Consider the following 26776-nt stretch of genomic DNA (forward strand, 5'->3'; position numbering starts at 1 on the left):
AATTTATGTGATTCTATATTGAATTTTGCTAATCATCCATATTTATGCATATGCAAAGGTCTCTATATGTTTTATTTGTTAAAGATTTTGAGCTGAATACAACAACAAAGTGTATTGTTGTGTGATGTGCTTATTCCTGAGATTTTGTTTGGGGGTGTTTTTAGTGTGAGGAAATGTAAGGTGGTTTTTTCTTTTGAATATTTGAGTGATTAAAACTCCTGCATTAGGCATAAATATTAACCAAAAGCCAACTTTTACTCAGTTGTAAATTTTTATAAAGCCCATCTTGACCCCCGCTAGAATAGACTTTATAAAAATTTACAACTGAATAAAAAATTTCTAATACAAACCTCCAAGGCTGTCACCACTACTCAAGCACTAAGTTACCATAAGTCGCCATATTACTCACCAAATTAGGATGATAATCAACACCCTCCAGGGTGATGGTTATCAAGATATCCTCTGCTCCAGTACCGTCGTGGTCAATCGTTAGTCTGGTGAAAATGTTATCTGCAGTACTATCAGCAGCGGAGGCTGTTACAAAATCACTTAGATAAGAAGCAGAGCCATATCCTATCAATAAGTCACTCAGGTCGATAACATCTAAATCATATTTATCGCCTACAACAAAGTCTTTGATCCAGTCGTTACCTGCATTTGTAAAGCCGTAATCAAAGGTGTCACTACCACCACCACCGGTTAAGATGTCATTGCCAGCACCGCCAATCAAAATATCGTCTGTGGTGCCTCCATTTAGGTTGTCGTTACCTCCTAAGCCGTGTATGGTGGTTTTTGTGCTAGTGGTAAAGAGTGTGTCACTTTGAGTATTGCTGCCTTGTATTGTTTTGCTGCCATCAAAATTTCCAGAAGCAAGTTTTATTCTCTTCGCACCACGATAAGTGGCAGCCTCAACAGTCCAATTATAGGTGTCTATTAAATATTGCTTGGCAGTGGCATCGGTATAGTTTGCGATATCCCACGCAACATCTCTCTGGATGGCAGTCTCTCCTGTGGTGGTATCAAGCTTTGCCCAACCACGCAAAACATTATCCATATTGACGGTAGTCATTGAGGTTGCAACAAACATGCCTTCTGCATCTATTAAACTCGAAATATCCCAACTGCTAATGTCTTGATTAAAAGCAGTTGTTTCATTAAGCATCTTATGCATATTAATCACCTTGCTAACATCCCAACTGCTAATGTCTTGGTTAAAGGCGGTTGCTTTAAAAAACATCCATTCTGCATTAGTCAAGCTACTAACATTCCAACTACTAATGTCCTGATTAAAGGTGGTTGCGTCAAACATACCCAGTGCAATGGTCATTTTGCTGACATCCCAACTGCCAATATTTTGGTTGAAGTTAGATGCTTCAGAAAACGCATAAGTTGCATTACTTACATGAGACACATCCCAATTCGTTAAATCAACATCAGAACCGATACCATCAATATCAACATGAGTTATTAAATTGTGAAGTTCGGTTATGTTTTTAGCGATAGTAGTATTAGCATTGCCGGCACTATCTGTAAAGGCATTTTCTGCCACTGTGATGGCAACATTACCATGTATTCCACCCAGGCTTGAGGTTACCGTAATGGTGTATTGAGACTCATTTACTCTGGTAAATGAACCCAGATCAATAGTGCCATTAATAATATCAATATCATCTACGGTAAATGACCCATGTCCAATGGCTTCACTAAAATTAAATGTGATTATTTTATTAACAACACGCCTACCACCACTACCTGTAATCGTTAGGATCGGTTTGACAGTTCCAAGCACTAAGTTACTATTAGCAATCATGTCATCCAATAAATTAGCCCTATAAGCAATATTCCCTAAAATAATGGTTACTGGACTATTAAGCTCTCCAGCGCCATCATGGTCAATAGTCAATTTCGTGCTAGCACCATCAGCAGTTGCTGTTATAAAATCACTCAAATTAGAAGTAGATTCATACCCTATCAACAAGTCTTTAAGGTCAACAATATCTGCATCAGCATTTGTGTTTATGTCTCCTACAGTAAAGTCACCAATGAGATCATTGCCTGCGTTTTCAAAGCCGTAATCAAAGGTATCTCTACCACCTTCGCCAATTAAGGTGTCGTTGCCAGCACCGCCAACTAAGATGTCATCTGTGGTGCCGCCAATCAGTGTGTCGTTGCCACCTAAGCCGTGTAGTGTAGTTTTTGTGCTAGTTGTAGCAAATGTGTCGGAGATGGCAGTGCCCTGTATCGTCTTACTGCCATCAAAATTGCTGTCACTAATAGTCCAGTTATAGGTATCTATTAAATATTGTCTAGCAGTGGCATCGCTGTAGTCTTCAATACCCCACTCAACATTACTTTGAATGGCAGTCTCTCCTGTAGTAGTATCAAGCTTTGCCCAACCACGCAAGGTGTTATCCATATTAGCGGTACTCATACTATTGGTTCTAACAAACATGCCACTTGCATTTGTTAAACTCGAAATATCCCAACTACCAAAGTTTTGATTTATCATGGTTACCCAATCAAACATTTCAAACATATTGGTCACCTTGCCAACTTGCCAACTACTAAGATCTATGTTGGTGAAATACGATCTCTTAAACATACTGGACATATTAGTCACATTGCTGACATCCCAACTGCCAATGTCTTGTTCAAGACTCCTATTGCTATTATGAAATGCATGGCTTGCATCTGTTACATGAGACACATCCCACATCGTTATATCGGTATTATCGTATTGATATTTATCCCAATAAAGATCAAACAATTCTCCTAAACGATTAATTCTAGTCTCATTCTTAGCAACAACAGTATTAACATTACCAACAATATCCGCAAAAGCGCCTGCTGCAACCGTAATGGCAACATTAGAATGCTTTCCGCCTAGGTTTGGGGTTACTTTAATGGTGTATTGAGTTTCATTGATTTTGGTTAATGAGCCTGCATTAATTGTGCCGTTGATAATGTCAATATCATCTACGGTAAATGAGCCGTCTTTGATGGCTTTACTAAAATTAAATGTGATTGTGTTGGCGGCGCTATCTTTGCCACCACTGCCGCTAATAAGTAGGGTTGGTCCGGCGGCATCAAGTACTAAGTTGCCGTTAGCAATCAAATCATTTAATAAGTGGGTGTTGTAAGTAATATTTTTTAAGGTAATGGTTACTGGGCTGTTAAGTGTGCCAGTGCCGTCATGGTCGATAGTCAACTTGGTGCCAACGGTGTTAGTGGTGGCAGCAGCGGTGACAAAGGCGTTTAGATTGGAAGTGGTGCTATATCCGATTAACAAATTGCTAAGGTCGATAACATCTGCGCTGGTGTTGGTATTTATATTGCCTACGGTAAAGTCGGTAATGGTGTCGTTGCCTGCGTTTTCAAAGCCGTAATCAAAGATGTCTCTGCCACCTGCACCGGTTAAGGTGTCGTCGCCTGAGCCACCGACTAAGGTGTCATTTGTGGTGCCGCCAATTAGTGTGTCGTTACCGCCTAAGCCGTGGAGTATAGTTTTTGTGCTGGTTGTGTTCAGTGTGTTGCTGGCAGCAGTGCCTTGTGTTGCTATGTAGCGGTCAAAACTGCCCATATTAATGGTCCAGTTGTAGGTGTCTATTAAATATTGTTTGGCGGTGGCATCGGTGTATTGTGCAATGCCCCAAATAACATTTCTTTGAATGGCGCTTTCCCCTGCACTGGTGTCAAGTTTTGCCCAGCCGCGTAAAATATTATCCATGTTGTCGATGCTGATTGCGGTGTCATCAAGCATCCACTCTGCGTATTCTAAATTTGAAATATCCCAGTTGCTAATGTTTTGGTTAAAGGCGCTTGCGGCATTAAACATCGCATGCATACTGATCACTTTGCTGACATCCCAGTTGCTAATGTTTTGGTTAAAGGTGCTTGCACCTCTAAACATCTGAAGCATACCGGTTATCTTGCTGACATCCCAATTGCCAATGTCTTGGTTAAAGCTGGTGTTAATGAATGCATTGCTGGCATTGTTGGCATGTGATACATCCAAATCTGTTAAGTTGTTACTATTGACATTAAGCCAATCTTTTAAATCGCTAATTTCAGTTGTATTTTTAGCAATGGCAGTATTGACATTACCTGCAAGGTCTTCAAAGGTGCCCGCTGCCACTGTGATGGCAACATTGGCATGCTGTCCGCTAGGGCTTGGGGTGACTGTCATGGTGTATTGGTTGGCACTGACTTTGGTCATTGAACCTGCGTTAATCACGCCATTGACAACACTAACATCATAGGCGGTAAATGAGCCGTCTTTGATGGCTTCATTAAAGTTAAATGTGATGGTGTTACTGGCAGTATCTCTACCGCCATTGCCTGTAATTATTAGAGCAGGTCCAATGGACTCAAGTATTAAGTTGCCATTGGCAGCCATATTATTCAACAAATTGGCGTTGTAGGCAACATTGGATAAAGTGATGGTAACGAGGGCATTAAGTGCTTCTGTGCCACCGTAGTTAATGGTTAGTTTGGTGCCAGTACCAGCGGCAGTGGCTGTTATAAAATCACTCAGATAAGAAGTGGATTTACATCCTATCAATAAGTCGCTAAGGTCGATAGTGTCTGCGTTGGCATTTGTCCTGATGTTTCCGACGGTAAAGTCGGTGATGGTGTCATTGCCTGCATTTTTAAAACCGTAATCAAAGGTGTCATTGCCATTGCCACCAGTTAAGGTGTCGTCGCCTGCACCACCGACTAAGGTGTCATCTGTGGTACCGCCAATTAGGATATCGTTACCGCCTAAGCCATGTAGTGTGGTTTTTATGCTGGTTGTGGTGAGTGTGTTGGCAGTGGCAGAGCCTTGTATTGTCTTGCTACCATCAAAAGTGCCAACTTTGATAGTCCAGTTGTAGGTGTTTATTAAATATTGTCTGGCAGTGGCATCGGTGTAGTTTGCAATGCTCCATACAACATTTCTTTGAATGGCAGTCTCTCCTGTAGCGCTATCAAGTCTTGCCCAACCACGCAAGGTGTTGTCCATATTGGCGCTGGTCATTGCTAGGGTATTGGTGAACATGTGATTTGCATTGGTTAAACTTGAGATGTCCCAGTTGCCAATGTCTTGATTAAAGGCGTATGCGTCAAAAAACATTCTATACATACTGGATACTTTGCCAGTGTCCCAATTGCCAATGTCTTTATTAAAGACACTGGCGCTTAAAAACATCTCAGACATATGGGCTACTTGGTCAACTTGCCAATTGCCAATGTCTTGGTTAAAGGCGCTTGCATAGGCAAACATCTTGTACATATTAGTTGCGCTACCCATTTGCCATTTGCCAATGTTTTGGTCAAAGGTGGTGGCTCTATAAAATGCATAACTTGCATCGCTTGCATAAGACACATCCCAATGCGTTAAATCCACATCAGAACTGCTACTATTAATGTTAAACCAATTTTTTAAATTGCTAATTGTGGTTGTGTTGCTAGTAAGGGTGGCATTGGTATTACCTGCAATATCTGCAAAGGTGTTTGCACCAACTATGATGGCAACATTGGCGTGTTCTCCTCCTAGGCTTGGGATTGCGATAACGCTGTATTGGGTTGCACTTATTTTGGTAAATGAGTTTGCATTGAGGGTGCCATTTATAATGTCAATATCACCAATGGTAAATGATCCGTCTTTGATGGCTTCGCTAAAATTAAAGGTGATGGTGTTGGAGGTGTATTTGCCACTACTGCCTGTAATCGTTAGAGTGGGTCGAATGCTTTCAAAGATTAAGTTGCCATTGGCAACCATATTGTTTAACAAATCGGTGTTATATTCAATACCCTCTAAGGTAATGGTTACCAAGATATCCTCTGCTCCAGTGCCGTCATGGTCAATCACCAGTCTGGTGAAAATATCATTTGCAGTACTATTAGCAGCGGAGGCGGTTACAAAATCACTTAGATTGGAAGTGGCACTATACCCTATCAATAAGTCTTTAAGGTCTATAACATCTGCATTGTCGCTTGTTCCCATGGTGAAGTCTTTGATCCAGTCGTTACCTGCATTTGTAAAGCCGTAATCAAAGGTGTCATTGCCAGCACCACCCGTTAAGATGTCATTGCCAGCACCGCCAATCAAAATATCGTTTGTGGCACCTCCATTTAGGTTGTCGTTACCTCCTAAGCCGTGTATGGTGGTTTTTGCGCTAGTGGTAGAGAGCGTGTCATTTTGAGTATTGCTGCCTTGTATCGTCTTTTTGTCATCAAAGGTGTCAGCATTAATATTCCAGTTATAGGTGTCTATTAAATATTGTCTGGCAGTGGCATCGGTGTAGTCTGCAATGCCCCATACAACATTGTTCTGAAGGGCGGTTTCTCCTGCGGCGGTATCAAGCCTTGCCCAGCCACGCAAGGTGTTATCCATATTGGCAACTGTTATGGCACTGTGCTTAAACATATCTTGTCCGTTGGTTAAACTTGAAACATCCCAACTGCCAAGGTCTTGGTTAAAGGTGCTTTTGAAGGCAAACATTCTGTACATACTGGTTACACTGCTAACATTCCAAAAGCCGATGTCTTGGTTAAAGGCAGTGGCGTTTTCAAACATTCGATTCATATTGACTACATTGCCAACATTCCAATTACCGATGTCTTGGTTAAAAGATGTGGCATTGAGGAACATACTTTGCATATTGACTACATTGCCAACATTCCAATGTCCGATGTCTTGTTTAAAGGTGGTGGCATTAAAAAATGCTTGTATTGCACTGCCTGCATGGGACACATCCCAATTTGTTAAATCAACATCAAAGCCGTTGCCATCAATATCAATGTGATTGCTTAGTTGAAAAAGTTTGGTGGTGTTTTTAGCAGTGATATTAGTATTGCCAGCCAAATCTACCAAAGTGTTGGCTGCAATTGTGATGGCAATATTGTCATGTTGCCCCCCTAGGCTTGGGGTAACGATAATGCTGTATTGGGTTGCGCTTATTTTGGTTAATGAATCTGGGGTAATAATACCATTGACAATGATGATGTCATCTATGGTAAATGACCCATCTTGAATGGCTTCACTAAAATTAAAAGTGACTTCACTGCCGCCAGTACCGCCACTACCTATGATTGTTAGTGTGGGTGCTTGTGTGTCAATGTGAATTTCATTGTTGCTGGTATCGGTGATTTTGTTGCCTGCTGCATCGGTTATGGTGGCAACTACACTGTAGTCGCCATCAGTGAGTGCTGTTAAAGTGCCACTGATTGGGTTGATGTTCAAATCAACACGCCAAACACCATTACTATTTGGAACGGCGTTGTAAGTTGCACCAGAGATGGTTACACTTAGGCTTTCACCGGTGGCAAGTGCGGCGTTGGTGCCCATTGTGCCTGTAATTATTGGCAAGGTGTTGTTGGTGATAAGTGTGTCAACTTGTGGTGCTACGGTGTTAACAACAAGGCCTATTGTGGTTCCTAGCAATTGAACAGCATCAATTTCATTAAAGACATCGGTGCTGTCGCCAACTGTTAAGCGAATGGTGTTTGATGAGTAGTCAAGTTTGTTGTTAAGTGAGATTTTTGTGTTGCTAACCTGACCTTCGACAACACCTGACATGATGCCCCCTGTTTCGGCGCCATTAGATTTGGCATAAACTATTACAAAGACACCTTCTCTCATTACCTCTACTTTACTAATGGTTCCTGCATTGTATGTTTCTCTAACGATAATATCTTTGATATAAACCGATTGGTCGTAGGTTAGGATGAGCGTGTTTGCTTTGGCTCTGTCACTGGTGTTTTCTGCCCATGCATTTTTATGTTCGGCCTGAGAATCGCCGACATTTAATCCAGTATCGGGTGCACCTTCTACTTTGTTGTCGCTATAAGAGTCTAGGCTCCATTGGCTACTGGCCACAGTTGTTTTGGCCCATTGCATACTATCATTTGTAATGGCAGGTGTTGTTAGTGAGGCGTTATAACCTATATTATTTTTAAGTGTGCCGCCTGCTAAGAGTAATGCATCAACGCCAGCGGTAATATTGCCAGTGGGGTTGCTGTCGCCAGAAACAATGGTGTAGTTGAAGACCAAAGTAGTGCTAGAGGGGCTTGAGGTGTAAGTAGCGGTTTTTTCTACACCGCCTACGTTAATCGTATAAGTAGGTGTGCCAGTTACCACAACGGCCTCATCCATCGTTAGGGTAACAACAATTTTATCGCCTATACCCAGTGTGCTTGTCTTGGCGGTGCCAGTGGCGTTTGTTGCGGTAATTACTACGGTGCTAACTGTAGGTACATTACTGTCAATGGTAATCTCATTGTGGCTGGTGTCATTGATGCTGTTGCCTACTAGGTTGGTTACAGTGGCAACCACGCTGTAGTTGCCATCAGTGAGTTGTATTAAGGTGCCGTTGGTGGCGGGTGTGCTTAAATCAATGTGCCAAATGCCTTGGTCATTTGGGATAGCACTATAAGTGGCACCAGAGATAGTCACACTTAGGCTTTCACCAGTGGCAAGTGCGGCGTTGGTGCCTGTTGTGCCTGTAATTATTGGTGTGGTGTTATTGGTAATGAGTGTGTTAACTGTTGGTGCTGTTGGAGGGGTGGTGTTTAGTGTAAAGGCTTGAGTGGCATCACTTGTATTGCCAGCAATATCTGTTACAACTACTTTCACTGAATAATTGCCATCTTTGTTGCTGGTGGTGATATAAGTGGTGTATTCTGCTGCTGTCATGGTAGCAAGTGGTGTTCCGTTGTTTTTGGTAACAATGTAGGTTAAGGTTGCATCGTTTGCTACATTGGTCACTGTTAATCTGCCATTGTTGGTAATGCCGTCGTTGTTTAAGCCAGTGTCTGTAAAGGTAAGTGTTGGCGCTGCTAGGGGTGTGGTGTCTAGGGTAAATGTTTTAGTAACATTGCTTGTATTGCCAGCAATATCTGTTGTGACTATTGTTACTGAATAGTTGCCGTCTTTATTGTCTCCAGTTATGTAGGTGTTATACTCTTCTGCTGTCATGGTAAGAGGGTCTTCATTGTTTTTGGTAACAAGGTAAGTAATGGTGTTGTCGTTTGATGCATTGGTAACGGATAATTTGCCATTCTTGGTAATGTTATCGTTGGCGAGTAGTCCGGTGTCTGTAAAGGTAAATACTGGTGTTTCTGGGGGAGTGGTGTCTAAGGTAAATGTTTTGGTTATGCTGCTTGTATTGCCAACAATGCTGGTTGCGACTATGGTTACCGAATAGTCACCGTCTCTATTGTTTTCAGCAATGTAAGTGTTATACGCTTCTATTGTCATGGCAACAGGATCTGCATCGTCTTTGGTAACAAGGTAAGTGATGCTGGTGTTGTTTGATGTATTGATAACAGGCAATTCACCATTTTTGGTAATACCATCGTCACTTGATGAACCCGTGTCTGTAAAGGCAAGTATGGGGGTTGCTGGAGGGGCGGTGTTTAAGGTAAAGGTTTTGGTAACTTGGCTGGTGTTGCCTACCGTGTCTGTTATAACCACTTCTACTGAATAGTCGCCGTCTTTGTTGCTTCCAGTAATGTAGGTGTCATATTCTTCTACTGTTAGGGTAATGGGGCTTTCGTTGTTTTTGGTAACAAGGTAAGTGACAGTGTCGTCGTTTGATGCATTGGTAACGGGTAATTTGCCATTGTTAGTAATGTTGTCGTCATTTAAACCTGTGTCTGTGAAGTTAAATGTTGGTGTTGCTGGAGCGACGGTATCAATTGTTACTGCTGTTGTTGTTACGCCTTGACCTGTAACACTGCTATTGTTGCCATTGTTGTTGTTATTGTTGTTGTTACTGTTACTGTTGTTATTATTACCAGCAAGATTAACGGTTACTGTGTAACTGCCGTCATTAAGTTGTGAAGTCCAGGTGGCGTTATTGGCTAATGTCCAAGTGCTGTTATCGGCACTTGTAATGATATTTGGGAGGTTGGAGTCAAGTGTATAAGTAGAGTCTGTACCTTTTTGTTTGAAGACGATACTGGTAATGCTTAAGTTGGTTATTGTGCCAATGATATTAACTGTGCCACTTAAAGTGGCTGTTGCCAGTTCACTGCTGTTGATATAATTGTCATCGCCAATATTGTTCCAAGTCACTGAGGTGGATAAGCCGATATCTGTTGCCAATACTTTAACCACTTGTCTGGTCTCATTGCCTGCACTATCGGTGGCAACAATAGTAACATTGTGATTTTCTATTTGAGTTTGTTTTTCTTGATATTTTAATTCACCGGTATCGTGCTTAATCGTAAACTTGTTATTTTGATTGCCATCTAAAGTGTAAGTGACTGGAGTGTCGTCTGTTGCTACGGCTGTGTATATTATTTCTGAAATGGCTGTGTTTATTTCGACCTGAACCGTAGTTGTGCTGGTAAATACAGGACCTGTGGTGTCGACTATAATGGTTGCGGTGTTTTCAGCAATGCTTGAGACATTGCCAGCGATATCGGTTTGTTTAATCTGAATGGCATTCTTAGCGTAAGTGCCTTCATCTAGCGTAAAACTATGACCTGTGCCATCAATAAAGTTGGTGCCGCCATCAACAGAGTATTGCCAAGTGGCACCGGGTTCTAGTTTTTCAACGGTTATTGTGTTGTTATTGGTAATGCCATCATTATCTGATGAACCTGTATCTGTCAACTTAAAGATGGGTGTTGGAGAGTTGGTGTCTAAGGTAAATGTTTTGATTGCATTACTGGTATTGCCAACTGTATTTGTAACAACCACTAGCACAGAGTAATTGCCATCTTTATTGTCCCCAGTAATGTAGGCTATATATTCGGCTGCTGTCATGGTGGCCAGTGGCTCTTCGCTGTCTTTGGTAACAATGTAGGTTATGGTGTCGTCATCTGATACATCGGTAACAGTCAATTGGCCATTGTTGGTGATGTGATCGCTTGTTAATCCGCTGTCTTTTTGTAAAGTGACTATTGGCGAACTTGGGGGAGTGTGGCTTAATGTAAAGGTTAGTGTGTTACTGCGAATACTGATATTACCTGCGTTGTCTATGTCGGTAATAGCAAGTGTGTAAGTGGCTTCATCTGCATTTGCCATATAGGCAATATAGCTTTCTTCATTGGTAACATTGGTAACTTCGACATCGCCTTTTTTTAAGTGATAAGTGCGAGTGCCGTTTACTTCAAGAACTGAGATGGCAACTGCACCGTCTTTGGTGATATTGGGCGTGTTGTTTGTGCTATTCGTTAAAGCAACAGTAGGTTGGGTTGGGGCAATTGTGTCAATTGTTGTTGTTAAGGTGCCTGAGCCTTCAATTGTGGTACTGTCGCTATTGCCAGAGAGGTTAACGACAATGGTGTAATCGCCGTTAATCAGTTTTGAGGCCCAAGTGTCATCATGAGTTAAAGTCCAAGTGTTGTTGTTATCGACATTGGGGAGGTTGGTGTTGATTTCATGAACGGTATTGCCATTTTTTTTGAAGACAATGCTGGCAATGCTGATTGAGTCAACGGTACCAGTAACAAAAACTGTGCCGCTTAAAGTAACTGTTGTTAGGTCACTAGTGCCGATAATGTTGTCATTATTGCTAATATTGCCCCACACAATGGAAGTAGTCAAACCAATATCTTGTACTGAGACAGTAATAAGTTGTTCTGTGGTATTGCCTGCGTTATCGGTGGCAATAATGGTAGCCATATCGTTGTTATGTGCTGATGTTTGTAGGGTTTTGTAGGTTACTTTTCCAGTGTCGGCGTTGATCTTAAATTTACTGCTTGTTGCCTCTTTTAGGCTATAAGTAATGCCATTATCTGCATTGCCACCCTTTAGATTGATTGCTTGGGCGTCATAAACAGGGGTTGTAATGGGGGTGTTGGTGGCGATATTGATTATAGTGGGAAGTGATAGCTCAAATGTGGGGACTGTGGTGTCCACTGTGATGACCTTGGTGTTTGATAGGGTTACTTTTTTGTCAGCATCAGTTGCTGTTGCGATGATACTGACGGTTTTGCCTTCTATGGCAGTAATGTCGGCATTTGTTAAGGTGTAATGCCAAGTTGTGCCTGAGACACTTGTATTTTTGTCTCTGCCATTAATAGACAGTACAACAGTGCTGCCAGCTTTTACTGTGCCGGTGATGCTTGTGTTGTCTTTTTCAGAAAAGTTAATGACATCATCTGTAGCCACTGTTGCAATTACTGGCATAACCTCTATTGCCTGCAGGTTGTTAAAGTGGTCGTTGGGCACCATGTCATATCTTATATCTGCCATGGCCTCTGCCTTTCTGAGTTCCATTCTCATGTTATTATCGGCAATGTTGACCTTTGTAGTACTTGTGTTTGCATTGACAATGTCAATGGCATCAGCAATGTCTTTATTAATATCGCTGGTACTTATGGTGTTGTTGTGTTCTTTGGCATTTTTTTCAAAATAAGAAACAATGGCCAGTGCTTTGCCATAGGCATTACCAGCAACGACTTCTCCCTTGTTGTTGATAACGGTTTTAACCATTTCCGTGGTGACATCACCAAATATGTTAAAGACTTCTCCTACTTGGGCATTAATACTAGCAACAAGTTCTTCGGTAAGACTTGTTTCTTTGTCCATGATTTTGGCAGCAATATCGGTTAATGGTGTGATATTGACTTTTGTATTATTAGATTGAATGACAATAATTGCTTTTAAATCACTGTTTAAGTCTTCGGCAATACCTGAAGCTTCGTTTATATAATCTGCAGTGGTTGTGGTATCTGTTAATTCAAGGGTAACAATCGTACCTTGGCTATATAACTTGTTTAAGGTAATGGTAAATTTACCATTGTCGTCAACGACAAATTTTTCAGAAATGGCAGTTCCATCAACAAAAGCCTGAATCTTTAAACTGTTGCTAGTAACTAACCCCAGATTAACATCACCTGTAATGAGTGTTTTATTCTCATTATCGCCACCACCACTACCACCACTGCCACTACCGCTGTCGCTACCACTACCCACAACAACAGCCGCAATGGCAACAGCCGCAACTGCAGCTACGATTCCCATATTAGCAGTAATCATATCTTCAAATGAAGTAACAACATCCTTTGAACTTTGATTGTCATCTGCACTTACTGCACTAGATTCTGTAGCAATAATAGATTGTTCGCCATAAAAATACACAATTTGTGTACCGTCTTCTAAAGTGAAGAAAACATCGGCAACAATATAATAAAGTCCACCGTCTTCAGCAGGAAGAGAAACTAAGCAAGATAAATCAGTTGTGCAAACTTCAAAATAATTATCAAATATAATAACACTGTCTTCTAGCGTTACTTCTAAATCATCGCCGATTTTTTTGGCAATTAAGTTTAACTTGTTAGTGTTAAAGTCTTCGGTGTTTAATTGATAAACTGTACCTGCTTGGACTTGAATGTGTTGTTTACCTGGGGTGGTGGTGATGACTTCTTGGTTGAGTTGGGTGGCGATTTTTTGTGCTTTGGTTTGTAGTGTTTGGATTTGTTTTGATGTTTTTGCTTGCACAATTGCCTCTCTGGTGAGTTGATAAAATAAAGTGTAACGAGCTCAACCCATAAGTACAACACTTCCATTTAAAAACAGTCTTTACCAGCCATCTGTGCAAAAACCTTAAATGAGGCTTTAAATCCCAAACATTTACTAGGCGTATATTATTCATTAAATTCACTATCATAAACACTTTTTTACTGATTTTATCTAGCATTATTCACTCTAACAAACTATTAAACTTTGCTTTTCCCCTGATGCCGCTCACAAGTAAGCCTACTGGTTTGCTTGTATTAATAACCTTTTTTACCCGTATTGGGAGATAATTCTCTAGAAATGGTTAACTCGTTGCCCATTGATTTAGCAATCAAAATTTAACCATACCCTTGTTTATTCAAATTAAGGCACCAAAAACTAAACATCTTTTATGTAAATTTCACTGTCATTGGCTAAAAATTCTGCGGATTTATTGTCCATTTCGATTTGAATGGCGTTGATTTTTGCGATCTCTTCATCGTCCATGGTTTTGATTTCTTGAGTGATTTTCATTGAACAAAATTTTGGCCCACACATTGAGCAAAAATGTGAAGTCTTTGCGGCTTGCTTAGGTAGAGTTTCATCATGATATTTGCGAGCAGTGTCTGGGTCTAAACCGAGATTAAATTGATCTTCCCATCTAAATTCAAACCTTGCTTTTGACAAAGCGTTGTCACGAATTTGTGCACCCGGATGACCTTTGGCAAGGTCGGCGGCGTGGGCTGCAATTTTGTAAGCAATAATACCTTGTTTCACATCGTCTTGATTGGGTAAACCTAAATGCTCTTTTGGCGTAACATAACAAAGCATTGCACAACCATACCAGCCGATTTGTGCCGCACCAATGGCACTGGTAATATGGTCATAACCGGGGGCAATGTCAGTGGTAAGTGGGCCTAGGGTATAAAATGGCGCTTCACCACACTCACGCAATTGTTTGTCCATATTTTCTTTAATCATTTGCATTGGCACATGTCCTGGGCCTTCGATAAAGGTTTGTACATCGTGCTTCCAGGCGATTTTGGTAAGTTCACCCAGTGTTTCTAATTCGCCAAATTGGGCGGCATCATTAGCATCAGCAATACAGCCGGGGCGCAGTCCGTCGCCTAAGGAAAAAGTAATATCATAAGCTTTCATAATTTCGCAAATTTCTTCAAAATGCGTATAAATAAAACTTTCTGTGTGGTGCGCTAAACACCACTTTGCCATAATTGAACCGCCTCTGGAAACAATGCCTGTAATTCTATGAATGGTAAGCGGCACATGCTTAAGACGCACACCCGCATGAATCGTAAAATAATCCACACCTTGCTCGGCTTGCTCAATCAAGGTGTCACGAAACACTTCCCAAGTTAGGTCTTCTGCGACGCCATTCACTTTTTCCAAAGCTTGATAAATTGGCACGGTGCCAATTGGCACAGGAGAATTGCGAATAATCCATTCACGGGTTTCATGAATATTTTTACCTGTAGATAAATCCATAATCGTGTCAGCACCCCAGCGAATGCCCCATACCATTTTATCAACTTCTTCATCGATACTTGAACCCAGTGCAGAATTGCCAATATTACCGTTAATTTTAACCATAAAATTGCGCCCGATAATCATCGGCTCGCTCTCAGGGTGGTTAATATTAGCAGGAATCACTGCGCGCCCACGGGCAACTTCATCACGCACAAATTCAGGGGTGATCTCATTGGGAATGCTGGCACCGAATGACTCGCCTTTTTGTTGTCCAATTTGGTCTTTGTAATCTTGCCATTTGCAGTTTTCACGAATAGCAATATATTCCATTTCAGGCGTGATAATACCTTGGCGTGCGTAGTGCATTTGTGATACATTCTTACCTTGCTTGGCGCGTCTTGGTGCTTGCAAGTGTTCAAAACGAAGTTCGTCCAACGCTTCGTCATCACGGCGTTGGTTGGAGAAATTTGAACTTAATTCACCCAATAATTCTGTATCGTTGCGCTCTGCAATCCAATTTGAACGAATATTATCCAAACCTTTGCGTAAGTCAATGTCCGCTTTAGGATCTGTGTAAGCACCTGAGGTGTCATACACATGGATAGGGTCGTTTTTTTCAGCCAATTCACCGATGGTATCGGTAAGGGTAATCTCACGCATTGGCACTTGAATGTCGGGGCGAGAGCCTTCAACATAGATTTTGTGAGAACTGGGAAATGCGTTTAAGTATTTTTGGTTTATTTTATTCATATTTTTTTTATTGTTTAATAGGCTTTATTATGTGTCAATGCTGATAAGGTTTATTACCTTGCCAGCAATCATTTTTATGTAAAGGTCTCTCTAAAAATTATAGGTGTCCAGAGGTGAAACGAATTGTGCAATAATCAGGTCTTTCGAACGCTTTCATTATTACCTCGTGCATTTTCAACTCCTGTATAATTTTTCAACTATGAACATTTTAACCCATAGACCTCGTCGTATGAGAAAACACGCACATACCCGTGAATTAATGCGTGAAAATACTTTAACAACGGACGATTTAATTCTGCCAATTTTTGTCATAGAGGGGGAAAGCCAACGCCAAAAAATTGACTCTATGCCTGATGTTGAACGCCTAAGCATTGATGAGTTATTAATTGAAGCGCAAGAATTAGTCGCATTAGGCATTCGTGCCGTGGCATTATTCCCTGTCGTTAGCGAAGAGAAAAAATCACTAGATGCCAAAGAAGCATTTAATGCAAACGGCTTAGCCCAGCGCGCTGTGCGGGCGTTAAAAGAACAATACCCTGAATTGGCAGTCATTACCGATGTTGCGCTTGACCCATTCACCACGCATGGTCAAGATGGGTTAATCAACAATGAGGGTTATGTATTAAATGATGAAACCGTTAAGGTTTTAGTCAAGCAAGCGCTTTCTCATGCGCAGGCAGGTGCTGATATTGTTGCCCCAAGTGATATGATGGACGGTCGCATTGGCGCTATTCGGGATGCCTTGGAAGAAAATGGTTTTATCCACACCAACATCCTTGCCTATTCTGCTAAATATGCCTCAAATTATTACGGCCCCTTTCGAGATGCAGTTGGCTCGGCTAAAAACTTAGGAAAATCCAGTAAAGAAACCTATCAAATGCACCCTGCTAACTCCGACGAAGCCATTCGTGAAGTTGGTTTAGATATTGACGAAGGTGCTGATATGGTAATGATTAAACCCGGCTTGCCTTATCTTGATATCGTTTATCGCATTAAACAAACTTTTGGCATGCCAACCTTTGCCTACCATGTCAGTGGCGAATATGCCATGCTCAAAGCTGCCAGCCAAAACGGCTGGATTAACGAGGAAAAGGTCGTGTTAGAGACATTGTTGTCTTTTAAGCGAGCAGGTGCGGATGCGGTGCTAACTTATTATGCTAAGCAAGCGGCAATTTGGTTAAAAAATTCTTAGAGACAAATTAGCGTTACACCCTCTTATTACTTCTTAATACCATTTTCAAAAATAAAATGAATAATGTAGCGCTTATAATCACCCAATTGTTTGGTTTACTTTTAAAGATGGTACAATATTTATTCAAGAGTACCTCTAAAAACCCCAATACAATTTATGAAAAGTATAAAACAGCACCTTTTTCATCCAAAAATTCATCAAATAGCGGGCTATTCTCCTCATTTTTGGCTAAAAAATGCACTATTTTTTAATTTCCCTAAATCGCACTGGGGTTTCTGGAGGTGTCCTCAACTTTATTTTTAATAAGACTTTCCACCACTTCTGGCTCTGACAGCGTAGAAATATCGCCTAAATTATCATAATCATTTTCAGCAATCTTGCGCAAAATACGACGCATAATCTTGCCACTGCGAGTTTTTGGCAATCTAGGTGCAAATTGAATTTTATCCACAGTGGCAATCGCTCCAATCTCGCTACGCACCAACATTACCAATTCGGCTTTAAGCGCATCTGTTGGCTTGATTCCGTTCATAAGGGAAACATAAGCATAAATCCCCTGCCCTTTAATCTCATGTGGATAACCAACTACCGCCGCCTCAGCAACACCTTTATGCAACACCAAAGCCGACTCAATCTCAGCTGTGCCTAAACGATGTCCTGAGATATTTAACACATCATCCACTCTGCCTGTAATCCAATAATAGCCGTCTGCATCACGCTTCACACCATCACCTGAAAAATATTTACCTGGAAAAGTTGAAAAATATGCCTCCATGAAGCGCTCGTGATTGTTATAAAGTGTGCGCATTTGCCCTGGCCAAGACTTGGCTATTACTAAAATACCTTCAGCCTCACCTTCCAGCACTTCGCCCTGCTCATTTACCACTTGTGGTTCAATGCCAAAAAATGGTTTACTGGCTGACCCCGGTTTCAGCGCAGTGGCATACGGAAATGGTGTAATCATTTGTCCACCCGTTTCTGTTTGCCACCAAGTGTCAACGATTGGACATTGGCCTTTGCCGATTTTATGATAATACCACTCCCACGCCTCAGGGTTGATTGGCTCACCTACTGAACCCAAAATTCTTAAACTAGAGCGATTACTTTTATCCACAAATTCATCCCCTGCACCCATTAATGCTCGAATGGCAGTGGGTGCGGTGTAAAAAGCATTTACCTGATGTTTGTCAATCACTTGCCAAAAACGAGCGGCATCTGGATAAGTGGGAACCCCCTCAAACATCAGTGTCGTTGCGCCATTTGCTAACGGCCCATAAACAATATAGGAATGCCCTGTTACCCAGCCAACATCAGCAGTACACCAATAAACATCACCTTCTTGATAATCAAACACATATTTATGCGTCATTGCCACATACAATAAATAACCACCTGTGGTATGCAACACGCCCTTAGGTTTTCCCGTTGAACCTGAAGTGTAAAGAATAAATAAGGGTGTTTCCGCATCAAACGGCTCACACGGACATTCATTTGACATATTTTCAACCAAATCATGGTACCAAACATCCCTATCATTCCATGCCACTTTCCCCTCAGTATTACGCACAACAATCACATTATCTACACAATCACAAGTGGCAATCGCCTGATCAACACTTGCTTTAAGCGCTGTTGTTTTACCGCCACGCATACCTTCATCAGCTGTAATGACAATTTTACACTCAGAATCTAAAATCCTGTCTTTTAAAGCCTCGGGTGAAAACCCGCCAAACACAACTGAATGAATTGCACCAATTCGTGCGCATGCCAACATTGCATAACTTGCTTGCAAAATCATCGGCATATAAATACATACCCTATCGCCTTTTTTAACACCCAACTGCTTCAGTCCGTTGGCCAGTTTTGCCACTTCATCATGCAATTGTTGGTAAGTAACTTTTTGACTCACTTCGGGGTTGTCACCCTCCCAAATAATCGCCGTCTGCTCCGCACGCTCAGGCAAATGACGGTCAATGCAATTATAAGCCACATTCAACTCGCCCCCTTTAAACCACTCAATCAAGCCCTGATGATAATCCACATTAGAAGTAACCTCCCAATCCTTGTCCCAATCTAAAAATTCCTTGGCTTTCTGAGCCCAAAATTTATCAGGATTCTGAATTGAATGCTGATACATTTTTGCGTAAGTTTTTTCATCAATAAGTGGGGTTTTGTCTGATTTTGCAATTGGATACATGGGTTAAGATACCTTTAAATAAACATCGGTAAATAATACCTAAAAATCATTTTTTTACAAAACAATTTTTTAAGAGACCTTTGCATAAATATGGATGATTAGCAAAATTCAATTTTTGCCCACTTGGTGATTTTCTTAAACCTTGTCCTAGCAGGGCTAAGGCTGGGTTTAAAAAATTACCAAGTGGGTAAAACGAGGATTCTTGATGATTATTCATATTTATGCAAAGGTCTCGGTGCTTATAATCGCCCAAGTGTTGGCGCCAGATTGCTTGGTTTATTTTTGAAAATAACATATGGCAAAGGCCTTATGGAAAAGGCGCTTTATAAATAAAAATTGCAGGAATTTCAGCATAAAAAACACTTTCATTAACAGAGATTGCAAATTGCAAATAATCCGATTTTGTAACATTGATCTGCGATGATTGCCAAGCGGTATAAGCCGCATTAAGTGCCGTCATTGAATATGGTTCAGAAGTTTTATTTTGCGCCTCAACCACAGCAAATTTAATGCCTCGCAAATTATTTGAAGCATCAACAAACAGTCGGTTAAGCCCATAAGTTTGCGAATCTGAGGTTATGTTAATTTTTAATTCTCCATTAATCAAATCGCACACACCACTTTCCCAGCGACAATTAGATTTGACCAGCATTTTATACGCCTGCCCTTGTTTGGCTTTATGTGGCACTTCAGCAACATAATAATCCACAGCAAAATAACTAATAAGTGCCAAAATTGGCGCAACAATCAATGAGGTAATAATGTGTTTATTTTTAAAAAACATAAGCAAGACTCATTTCAACAAAAAAAAACGCCCAGTAACACCGAGTGCTTAGAATAGTATTTAACAAAAATATCAATTAGACGCTGGAATACGCATATTTTCAACCATTTGCTCCACCTCTTTAGGCACTTTGCCTGTGCGACTCATAACCAAAAATGCCACTGCAAAGTTGACCATTGCACCAATTGCACCAAAGGCATTCGGTTCAATGCCTAAAAACCAGTTAGGGTCCATATCGCCTAAAAACGAAGTTGACTGCACAAACATAATGCCTTTGTGTTGAAAAACATACAGCAGCGTGATGCCAATACCTGAGAGCATACCTGCAATTGCCCCTTCTTTATTCATTTTCTTAGAAAAAATACCCATCATTAATACTGGGAAGAGACTTGATGCCGCCAAACCAAAGGCTAATGCCACTGTCCCTGCGGCAAAATCTGGTGGATGAAAACCATAATAACCCGCAATCAAAATAGCGCCAATCATTGATATTCTGGAATACATCAACTCATCTTTTTCAGAAATATTGGGTCGCCAAACACCTTTTAGTAAATCATGCGAAATTGATGAGGCAATCGCCAACAACAAGCCAGCAGCCGTTGACAATGCTGCCGCCAAACCACCAGCTGCCACAATGGCAATCACCCAATTTGGCAAACCTGCAATTTCAGGATTGGCCAACACCATAATGTCTTTATCTACTTCAACCATTTCATTGGTTTTCTTGTCGCCCGTGTATTGAATTAAACCATCGTTGTTTTTGTCTTCAAACTTTAATAAGCCTGTTTTTTCCCAGTTTTTAAACCATGCTGGTCGATCTGCATACGCCAAGTTTTGCGCTTGAGTCGGCTGGTCAATAGTGGTGATTAAATTAAGGCGCGCCATAGCTGCAACCGCAGGTGCTGTCGTATAAAGCAGAGCAATAAATACCAACGCCCAACCCGCAGACTCACGAGCCGCCTTCACCGAAGACACTGTGAAAAATCGCATAATAACATGTGGCAAACCCGCTGTACCAATCATCAAAGACAATGTGTAAACAAACATATTGGTTGTACTCAGTCTTGTGTGTGTGGTGTATTCAGAAAATCCAAGTTGGACAACAACCTGATCAAGTTTATCCAATAAATAAGTTCCATCTGCCATTTCACTGCCTAATCCCAATTGTGGAATCGGATTACCTGTTAGCATAAATGAGATAAATACCGCTGGAATTGTATAGGCGATAATCATAATTACATATTGTGCAATTTGCGTATAAGTAATTCCCTTCATACCACCCATCACCGCATAAAATGCAACAATAACCATGCCCGTTACCAATCCAGTTTCGTAATCAACTTCTAAAAACCTAGAAAATGCCACGCCAACACCTTTCATTTGACCAATAACATAAGTTACAGAGACAATAATCAAGCAAATGACGGCAACAATGCGTGCAGTCTTTGAGTAATAACGATCAAAAATAAACCCCGGCACTGTAAATGAACCGTGTTTTCTTAAATAAGGCGCAAGCAACATCGCCAAAAGCACATAACCGCCTGTCCAGCCCATTAAAAATACCGAGCCGCCATATCCGTAAAAAGCAATTAAGCCTGCCATCGAAATAAAAGACGCCGCACTCATCCAGTCTGCCGCCGTTGCCATCCCGTTTGCTACAGGATGAATGCCACCGCCTGCTACATAAAACTCATGTGTAGATTTGGATCTCGCCCAAAAGGCAATACCAATATAAACTGTAAAGGTTATGCCTACAAATAAAAATGTTAGTGCTTGTAAATCCATAACTACCCCTCTTTATTGCTCGTGAACATTAAATTTTTCATCAATTTTTCCCATGCTTTTTGCATAATAAAAAACCAATATTACAAATACATAGATCGAACCTTGTTGCGCAAACCAAAATCCAAGTTTGTAACCGCCAATCTTAATGGTATTAAGTGCATCTACAAATACGATACCACACAGGTATGACACCACAAACCAAACGCACAAACACTTTAAAATTAATGCAATATTGGCTTTCCAATACTTATTATTAGACATTTAACACCCCTCTTTTGTTAATCATTTTCAACAAGACCCTTGCGTCAATATGAATCATCAAAATCCATATTTATGCAGAAGTCTCAATCTGGCAATTAAATATCGCACCTTTGAGGTCTTTAATAAAAACCTTGTTATAAACAAGCCAATATTTAATAAGCAAAAAAAATGACGCGTCTGCGTCATTTTTAAACAATAACCAAATAAATTAAGCGTCTACCACTTCACTCATTTCATCCGCTGACTCATCAACTGCAGTTACCGATAACTCTTTTTCAATTTCTACCATTTTAGCATTATCTACTTTTTTCTCTTGTGCTGATAGCTCTGTTTCCATTGCATGGGCTTCAGTTAAGATTGATGCATTAACCAAACCTGCTTCAATTTCCCTAAGCGCAACAACAGTTGCCTTATCTTTGCCAACATCCAAAGTTGATTTATATCCACCAGAATTTAATTGGTGTGCACGCTTAGCTGCAACCAACACTAATTCAAAACGATTATCAACAAACTCTAAACACTCTTCAACAGTTACTCTTGCCATGACTTTAACCTTCCGCTTCAAATACGATAAAATGAAGCAATTTTACACGAAAAACAAAGGCAAAAAAATACAATGGAACGACTAATTGTTTTAGATACCGAAACTACAGGCATTGAACCTTCTGAAGGTCATCGTATTATTGAAATCGGCTGCACAGAAATCATCAACAGAGAAATCACCAAAGACAACGAATATCATCAATACATTCAGCCAGACCGTTTGGTCGGTGACTCTGAGCGCATTCACGGTATAAAAGATACTTTCTTAAAGGGTAAGCCAAAATTTGAAGAAATTGCCGAAGAATTTTTAGACTATATTGAAGGGGCAACTTTGGTTATTCACAATGCACCCTTTGACCTTGGTTTTTTAAATCACGAATTAAAATTAATGGGCGCTGAACAGCGTATTGAAGACAATTGCACGATTATTGACTCGCTAGAAGTCTCCAAAAAACAACGCCCCGGTGGTATGCACAACCTTGACACTTTGTGCAGACGCTTTGAAATTGACGCCAGTGAACGGACTGTTCACGGTGCATTGTTGGATGCAAAAATCTTGGCACAGGTTTATCTTGCCATGACTGGCGGTCAATTTAACTTATTCGGAGAAGGAGACAACACGCAAAAGAGCAGTGTTTCAATCTCCAAAGTCGACTCTAATCGCGCTCAAATTAAAGTAATTTTTGCCAATGAAGCCGAACTTAAAGAGCATGACACTTATTTTGAACATTCTTAACATTCAATTTTTGAGACCTACATTAAGCATGGATGTTGCGTAAAAGAGCAAATTTTATTTCGTTATAATTTTCTATAAAGCCCACCCTAGTTAGAGTTGAAATGAACTTTATAAAAATTTACCAATGGGTGAAAGTTGGCCTTTAATCAATATTTATACTTAACACAGGGGGTTCATTTTTTGCCAAATTAGTGATTTTCCAATAAAATCAAGGTGAATTTTAAAAATAAATAAATCAAACACTCAATCGTTTAACTAAAGTATAATTGCTGTTTTTTCGGAGTGTAGCGCAGTTTGGTAGCGTACCTGGTTTGGGACCAGGTGGTCGGGGGTTCAAGTCCCTCCACTCCGACCATTTTATTTGTCGCTTTTTGAAACCCTTTATACACTTGTTATTAATAACAAGTGCAACCTCTTAAGGCACCAATTTGCGCCCTTAGCTCAGCTGGATAGAGCAACGGCCTTCTAAGCCGTAGGTCAAACGTTCGAATCGTTTAGGGCGCACCATCTAACTAACCCTTGTTTTTACAAGGGTTTTTTTTACCCGTCTTAATATGGCTGTATATGCCATTTTCAAAAATAAACTAACGCCCATTCTCATCTCAAATATTGAGCACCATTGAGACCTTTGCATAGATATGGTTAGTAAAATTTAATTTTTGCTAAATTAGCGAAAGGTGAATTTTTGATGGCTATTCATAGTTGTGCAAAGATCTTAATAGATTTTATTGATTAATATTGTTCTTGATTATCCCTATAATTTTATCACTACTAAATTGCGTTGCAAATTTAACAGAAATGCTGTTATCAATATTATTAAAAAACTGCTCTGCATGCTTTATTCTTTGGTTTTCATCAGTGGATAATCCTCTTTTTTCTTTACCCTTAGTTTCCACGATTAAATTTAGACTTTGATTGCCTTGTGAATCTTTAACCACATAAGCAAAATCAGGTGAATAACTAAAGCCGCCAACAACAGGTATTCTGATAGAATTTTTAGGTATTTTTGTAAAAACTATTATCTCTTGCACATTTTGTAAGATGTTTTCTTTTTCCAGATTTGAGTCATAAAACAACTCTTCAAACAAATAATTATCAGCAACTCTATCATTACCATCAAAAACACCTACATCAATTGCGTTAATCTCTTCCAATGCATTACCCTTGCCATCAGTTAGTTTTGTCGGGTGAATTGTATTGGATATTTTCTTGTATCCAATATGAAATTTATCTATCGCATTATCTAGCAGGTATTTATTAAATCCCTTTTCAATAATGCGCACAGTTTGTTCATTCATATAGTCATTAATATTAAATTCATTTTTTAAAGCAATTAGCACTCGGTGAATGGTATTAATATTGACATTAATTGTAGTTGCAAGTTTTGTTAAAAAAACTTTATAACTCATTGTTGTAATAGGCAATAATTTATTTTTAACAATGTCTAAATCTTGATGGTAAGCAACAGAATTGTTAAATTGTATTTTTTGAGTTGTGGACAATATACCTTGCGACTTAAATTCATTCAAATTATCTTTAAAATAATGTTTTAATAAATCGAAAAACCCTTGCTCATTATCTATCTTATATTCCAAAACAACCTTTTGATTAATCGCCTCCCATAAGGCTTTTAGCTCTTGATACTTCGCTTGTCTTATGGTGGTTTTTGATTTTATTGTGTTGGCAGTCCTAACTTTGCCTTTGTTTAGTGCGTTATTAATTGGGTATAAGTTTTGTAATTTTCTATACCCACCATCTTTAAAATTATTACTTCGTTCAATCGCACCTAATGCATCTAACTCTTCTAGCAAAGTGTTTTCATCAACACCATAAGTGCTGGAAATATCATTTATCATTGCTTGGGTTAGCTTGGATGCTTCTTCTATCCAGTCATTATGAGATTTTTTATTTATCTCACTGACTAAATTATCAACAAAATCACTTTCAGTGAAATCTACATAATAATGAAGGTCAAAATCTTCATCCTTAACCCGTGCCATATATTCATTCACGGGCAATCGCAAACCCCTACCAACTTCTTGTAATTTTGAAGTAACACTGCCGCTACTTCTTAATTTGCAAATTTGAAAAACATTGGGGTTATCCCAGCCTTCTCGCAGAGTCCACTTTGAGAAAATAAAACGGCGTGGATTGTCCAAACTTAGCAGAGTCTCTTTATCGTGCAAAATTTCATTAATCTCTTTTTGGATTTTTTCATCTTTATCGGTGTTGTCTTTAGAAAAATAACCGCCACTGACATTTGATATATCAGTCAAAGATTTTTGCAAATATGCTTTATAAAAAGCATTAGTTTCGGTTATTAAAAGTTTTTTAATGTGCGCTTTTACCGTTTTCTCAAAATAAGTTCTTAATTGCCCCTCTTTACTTCTAAAGCCTTCAATATCATCAATAAAAAATAGCGTCAAAGGCTTTATTTTGACATTTCTAGTCAAGAGATCCTTTTCTATTTCAAAATGTTTGGCTATAGCCTCGCCCATCATTTTTTCTTGAATACTTTGGGCATAACTATATGGGTTTATTTTGTTGCCTTTTTTTAATTCTAAGCCATTAGATAAAAGCACAATAGTTTTGTTTAAATTCTCAATAGTTAAACCAGTCATTTCAGGATGAATAGCTTTTAAACTGTCTTTTTTTAATAATTTATGTGTGGTTTTTTTGCCCGCTAAATTAAGTTCAAATTCTGCCTCTGTGCCATTGGTTTTTTTTAAAGTAACAAAACAATTTTTGCCGTCGCTAAATTTTTCTATATGAGCAATGACACCTTTAACCAAATTTTTATTAAAAGACTCAACGGCAGTTAATTGGTATAAAAGATTTTCGTAATTTTCATTAAAAGTTGCCCCATATCTAAATATATATTGAGATTTTAATTTTTCAATATTACCCCATGTTTTCTTGCCTTTGGCAAACTTATGTGGTTCGTCTACAATGGTTATCGGCTTGATTGATTGAATGGCTTCAAACGGACTAGAATATTTATCAAACAAACTCACATCGAAAATCTTATTCATCGTGTCGGAATTAATCATTCCTCCGTTGATAATGAGAATATGAATATTGGCATTCATACTGCCCCTAGCCTCTACAAATTCTCGCACTGCTTGAGGTATTACATCTTTTTTGCATTTGCTGGATTTTTTACTTTCAACAATATAAGTTTTTATCTCTTTTTGATAATCTTGCCTAAAATGTTCTTTGGTGGCTTTGGCATTTAAAAAATTCACCGTACCTGCTTTGATTGACAAAGTAGGCACGACAATAATAAATTTTGAGAGTTTTAGCGTTTTATTTAACTCAAAAATCATCTTAGTATAGGTATAAGTCTTACCTGTACCTGTTTCCATTGATATGTCAAGCACATTGCTTTCTCGATGACTATATTCTGGATTTATTGCGTTATCTTTCTGTATTTTTTTAATGTTTAGATAAAAACCTGCAGCATCATCAAACGCCAGCATAGGGTTAGATATATTGGCTTGCGTGGTATCTTCTAATGGTTGTGCCGATACTTCGTTAAACACTTTAAGCACGCTATCCACAGCCTGTTGTTGGTGCGGTAAATCCCGTTCAAAATTAAAACCTGCCAT

The 26776-nt window shown here is 39.7% G+C and carries 11 protein-coding genes and 2 tRNA genes; 4 read left to right on the plus strand and 9 right to left on the minus strand.

Translation table 11 applies throughout. The annotated features are described in order from the left end of the window. Nucleotides 1–367 precede the first annotated feature (367 nt). Together MS2017_RS11625 and thiC are read right to left on the minus strand one after the other, a co-directional pair. The gene (locus MS2017_RS11625) at nt 368–13438 is read right to left on the minus strand and encodes a BspA family leucine-rich repeat surface protein (protein ID WP_122951755.1); all 13071 of its coding nucleotides are present in this window, start codon (nt 13436–13438) and stop codon (nt 368–370) included. A 396-nt stretch (nt 13439–13834) separates the two neighbouring features. Next, a complete protein-coding gene (gene thiC, locus MS2017_RS07100) occupies nt 13835–15670 on the minus strand; it encodes a phosphomethylpyrimidine synthase ThiC (RefSeq protein WP_071564806.1) in 1836 nt (611 codons plus the stop codon). A gap of 199 nt (nt 15671–15869) precedes the next feature. Between thiC and hemB the strand changes: the two genes are divergently transcribed. After that, nucleotides 15870–16862, plus strand: a complete 993-nt coding sequence (hemB, locus tag MS2017_RS07105; RefSeq protein ID WP_122951756.1) for a porphobilinogen synthase — start codon at nt 15870–15872, stop codon at nt 16860–16862. Nucleotides 16863–17118: 256 nt separating this feature from the next. On the opposite strand, the gene acs is transcribed toward hemB, so the two are convergent. The 6 genes from acs to rpoZ form a co-directional block, all read right to left on the minus strand. Then, the gene (acs, locus tag MS2017_RS07110) at nt 17119–19059 is read right to left on the minus strand and encodes an acetate--CoA ligase (protein WP_122951757.1); all 1941 of its coding nucleotides are present in this window, start codon (nt 19057–19059) and stop codon (nt 17119–17121) included. Between the two features lie 46 nt (nt 19060–19105). Next, nucleotides 19106–19276, minus strand: a complete 171-nt coding sequence (locus MS2017_RS07115) for a hypothetical protein (protein WP_164707653.1) — start codon at nt 19274–19276, stop codon at nt 19106–19108. A 90-nt stretch (nt 19277–19366) separates the two neighbouring features. Next, nucleotides 19367–19843: a hypothetical protein gene (locus tag MS2017_RS07120; RefSeq protein ID WP_122951759.1), complete on the minus strand. Its 477-nt coding sequence runs from the start codon at nt 19841–19843 to the stop codon at nt 19367–19369. Between the two features lie 72 nt (nt 19844–19915). Then, entirely contained in the window at nt 19916–21628 is a 1713-nt protein-coding gene (locus MS2017_RS07125; RefSeq protein WP_122951760.1) for a sodium:solute symporter family protein, read from the minus strand. Between the two features lie 12 nt (nt 21629–21640). Then, on the minus strand, nt 21641–21889 hold the full coding sequence (locus MS2017_RS07130) for a DUF4212 domain-containing protein (protein WP_071564812.1): 249 nt from the start codon (nt 21887–21889) through the stop codon (nt 21641–21643). Between the two features lie 208 nt (nt 21890–22097). Continuing rightward, nucleotides 22098–22433, minus strand: coding sequence for a DNA-directed RNA polymerase subunit omega (gene rpoZ / locus MS2017_RS07135; protein WP_071564813.1), 336 nt, complete (start codon nt 22431–22433; stop codon nt 22098–22100). 72 nt (nt 22434–22505) lie between these two features. Here rpoZ and dnaQ point away from each other — a divergent pair, with 72 nt between their 5' ends. From dnaQ to MS2017_RS07150, 3 genes are all read left to right on the plus strand, one after another. Beyond that, entirely contained in the window at nt 22506–23168 is a 663-nt protein-coding gene (dnaQ, locus tag MS2017_RS07140) for a DNA polymerase III subunit epsilon (protein WP_122951761.1), read from the plus strand. 278 nt (nt 23169–23446) lie between these two features. Beyond that, nucleotides 23447–23523, plus strand: a tRNA-Pro gene (locus MS2017_RS07145). A gap of 75 nt (nt 23524–23598) precedes the next feature. Then, nucleotides 23599–23675, plus strand: a tRNA-Arg gene (locus MS2017_RS07150). A gap of 218 nt (nt 23676–23893) precedes the next feature. On the opposite strand, the gene MS2017_RS07155 is transcribed toward MS2017_RS07150, so the two are convergent. Continuing rightward, a complete protein-coding gene (locus tag MS2017_RS07155) occupies nt 23894–26776 on the minus strand; it encodes a type III restriction-modification system endonuclease (RefSeq protein WP_122951762.1) in 2883 nt (960 codons plus the stop codon).

The sequence above is a fragment of the Bathymodiolus thermophilus thioautotrophic gill symbiont genome, from assembly GCF_003711265.1.
Classification (GTDB): domain Bacteria; phylum Pseudomonadota; class Gammaproteobacteria; order PS1; family Pseudothioglobaceae; genus Thiodubiliella.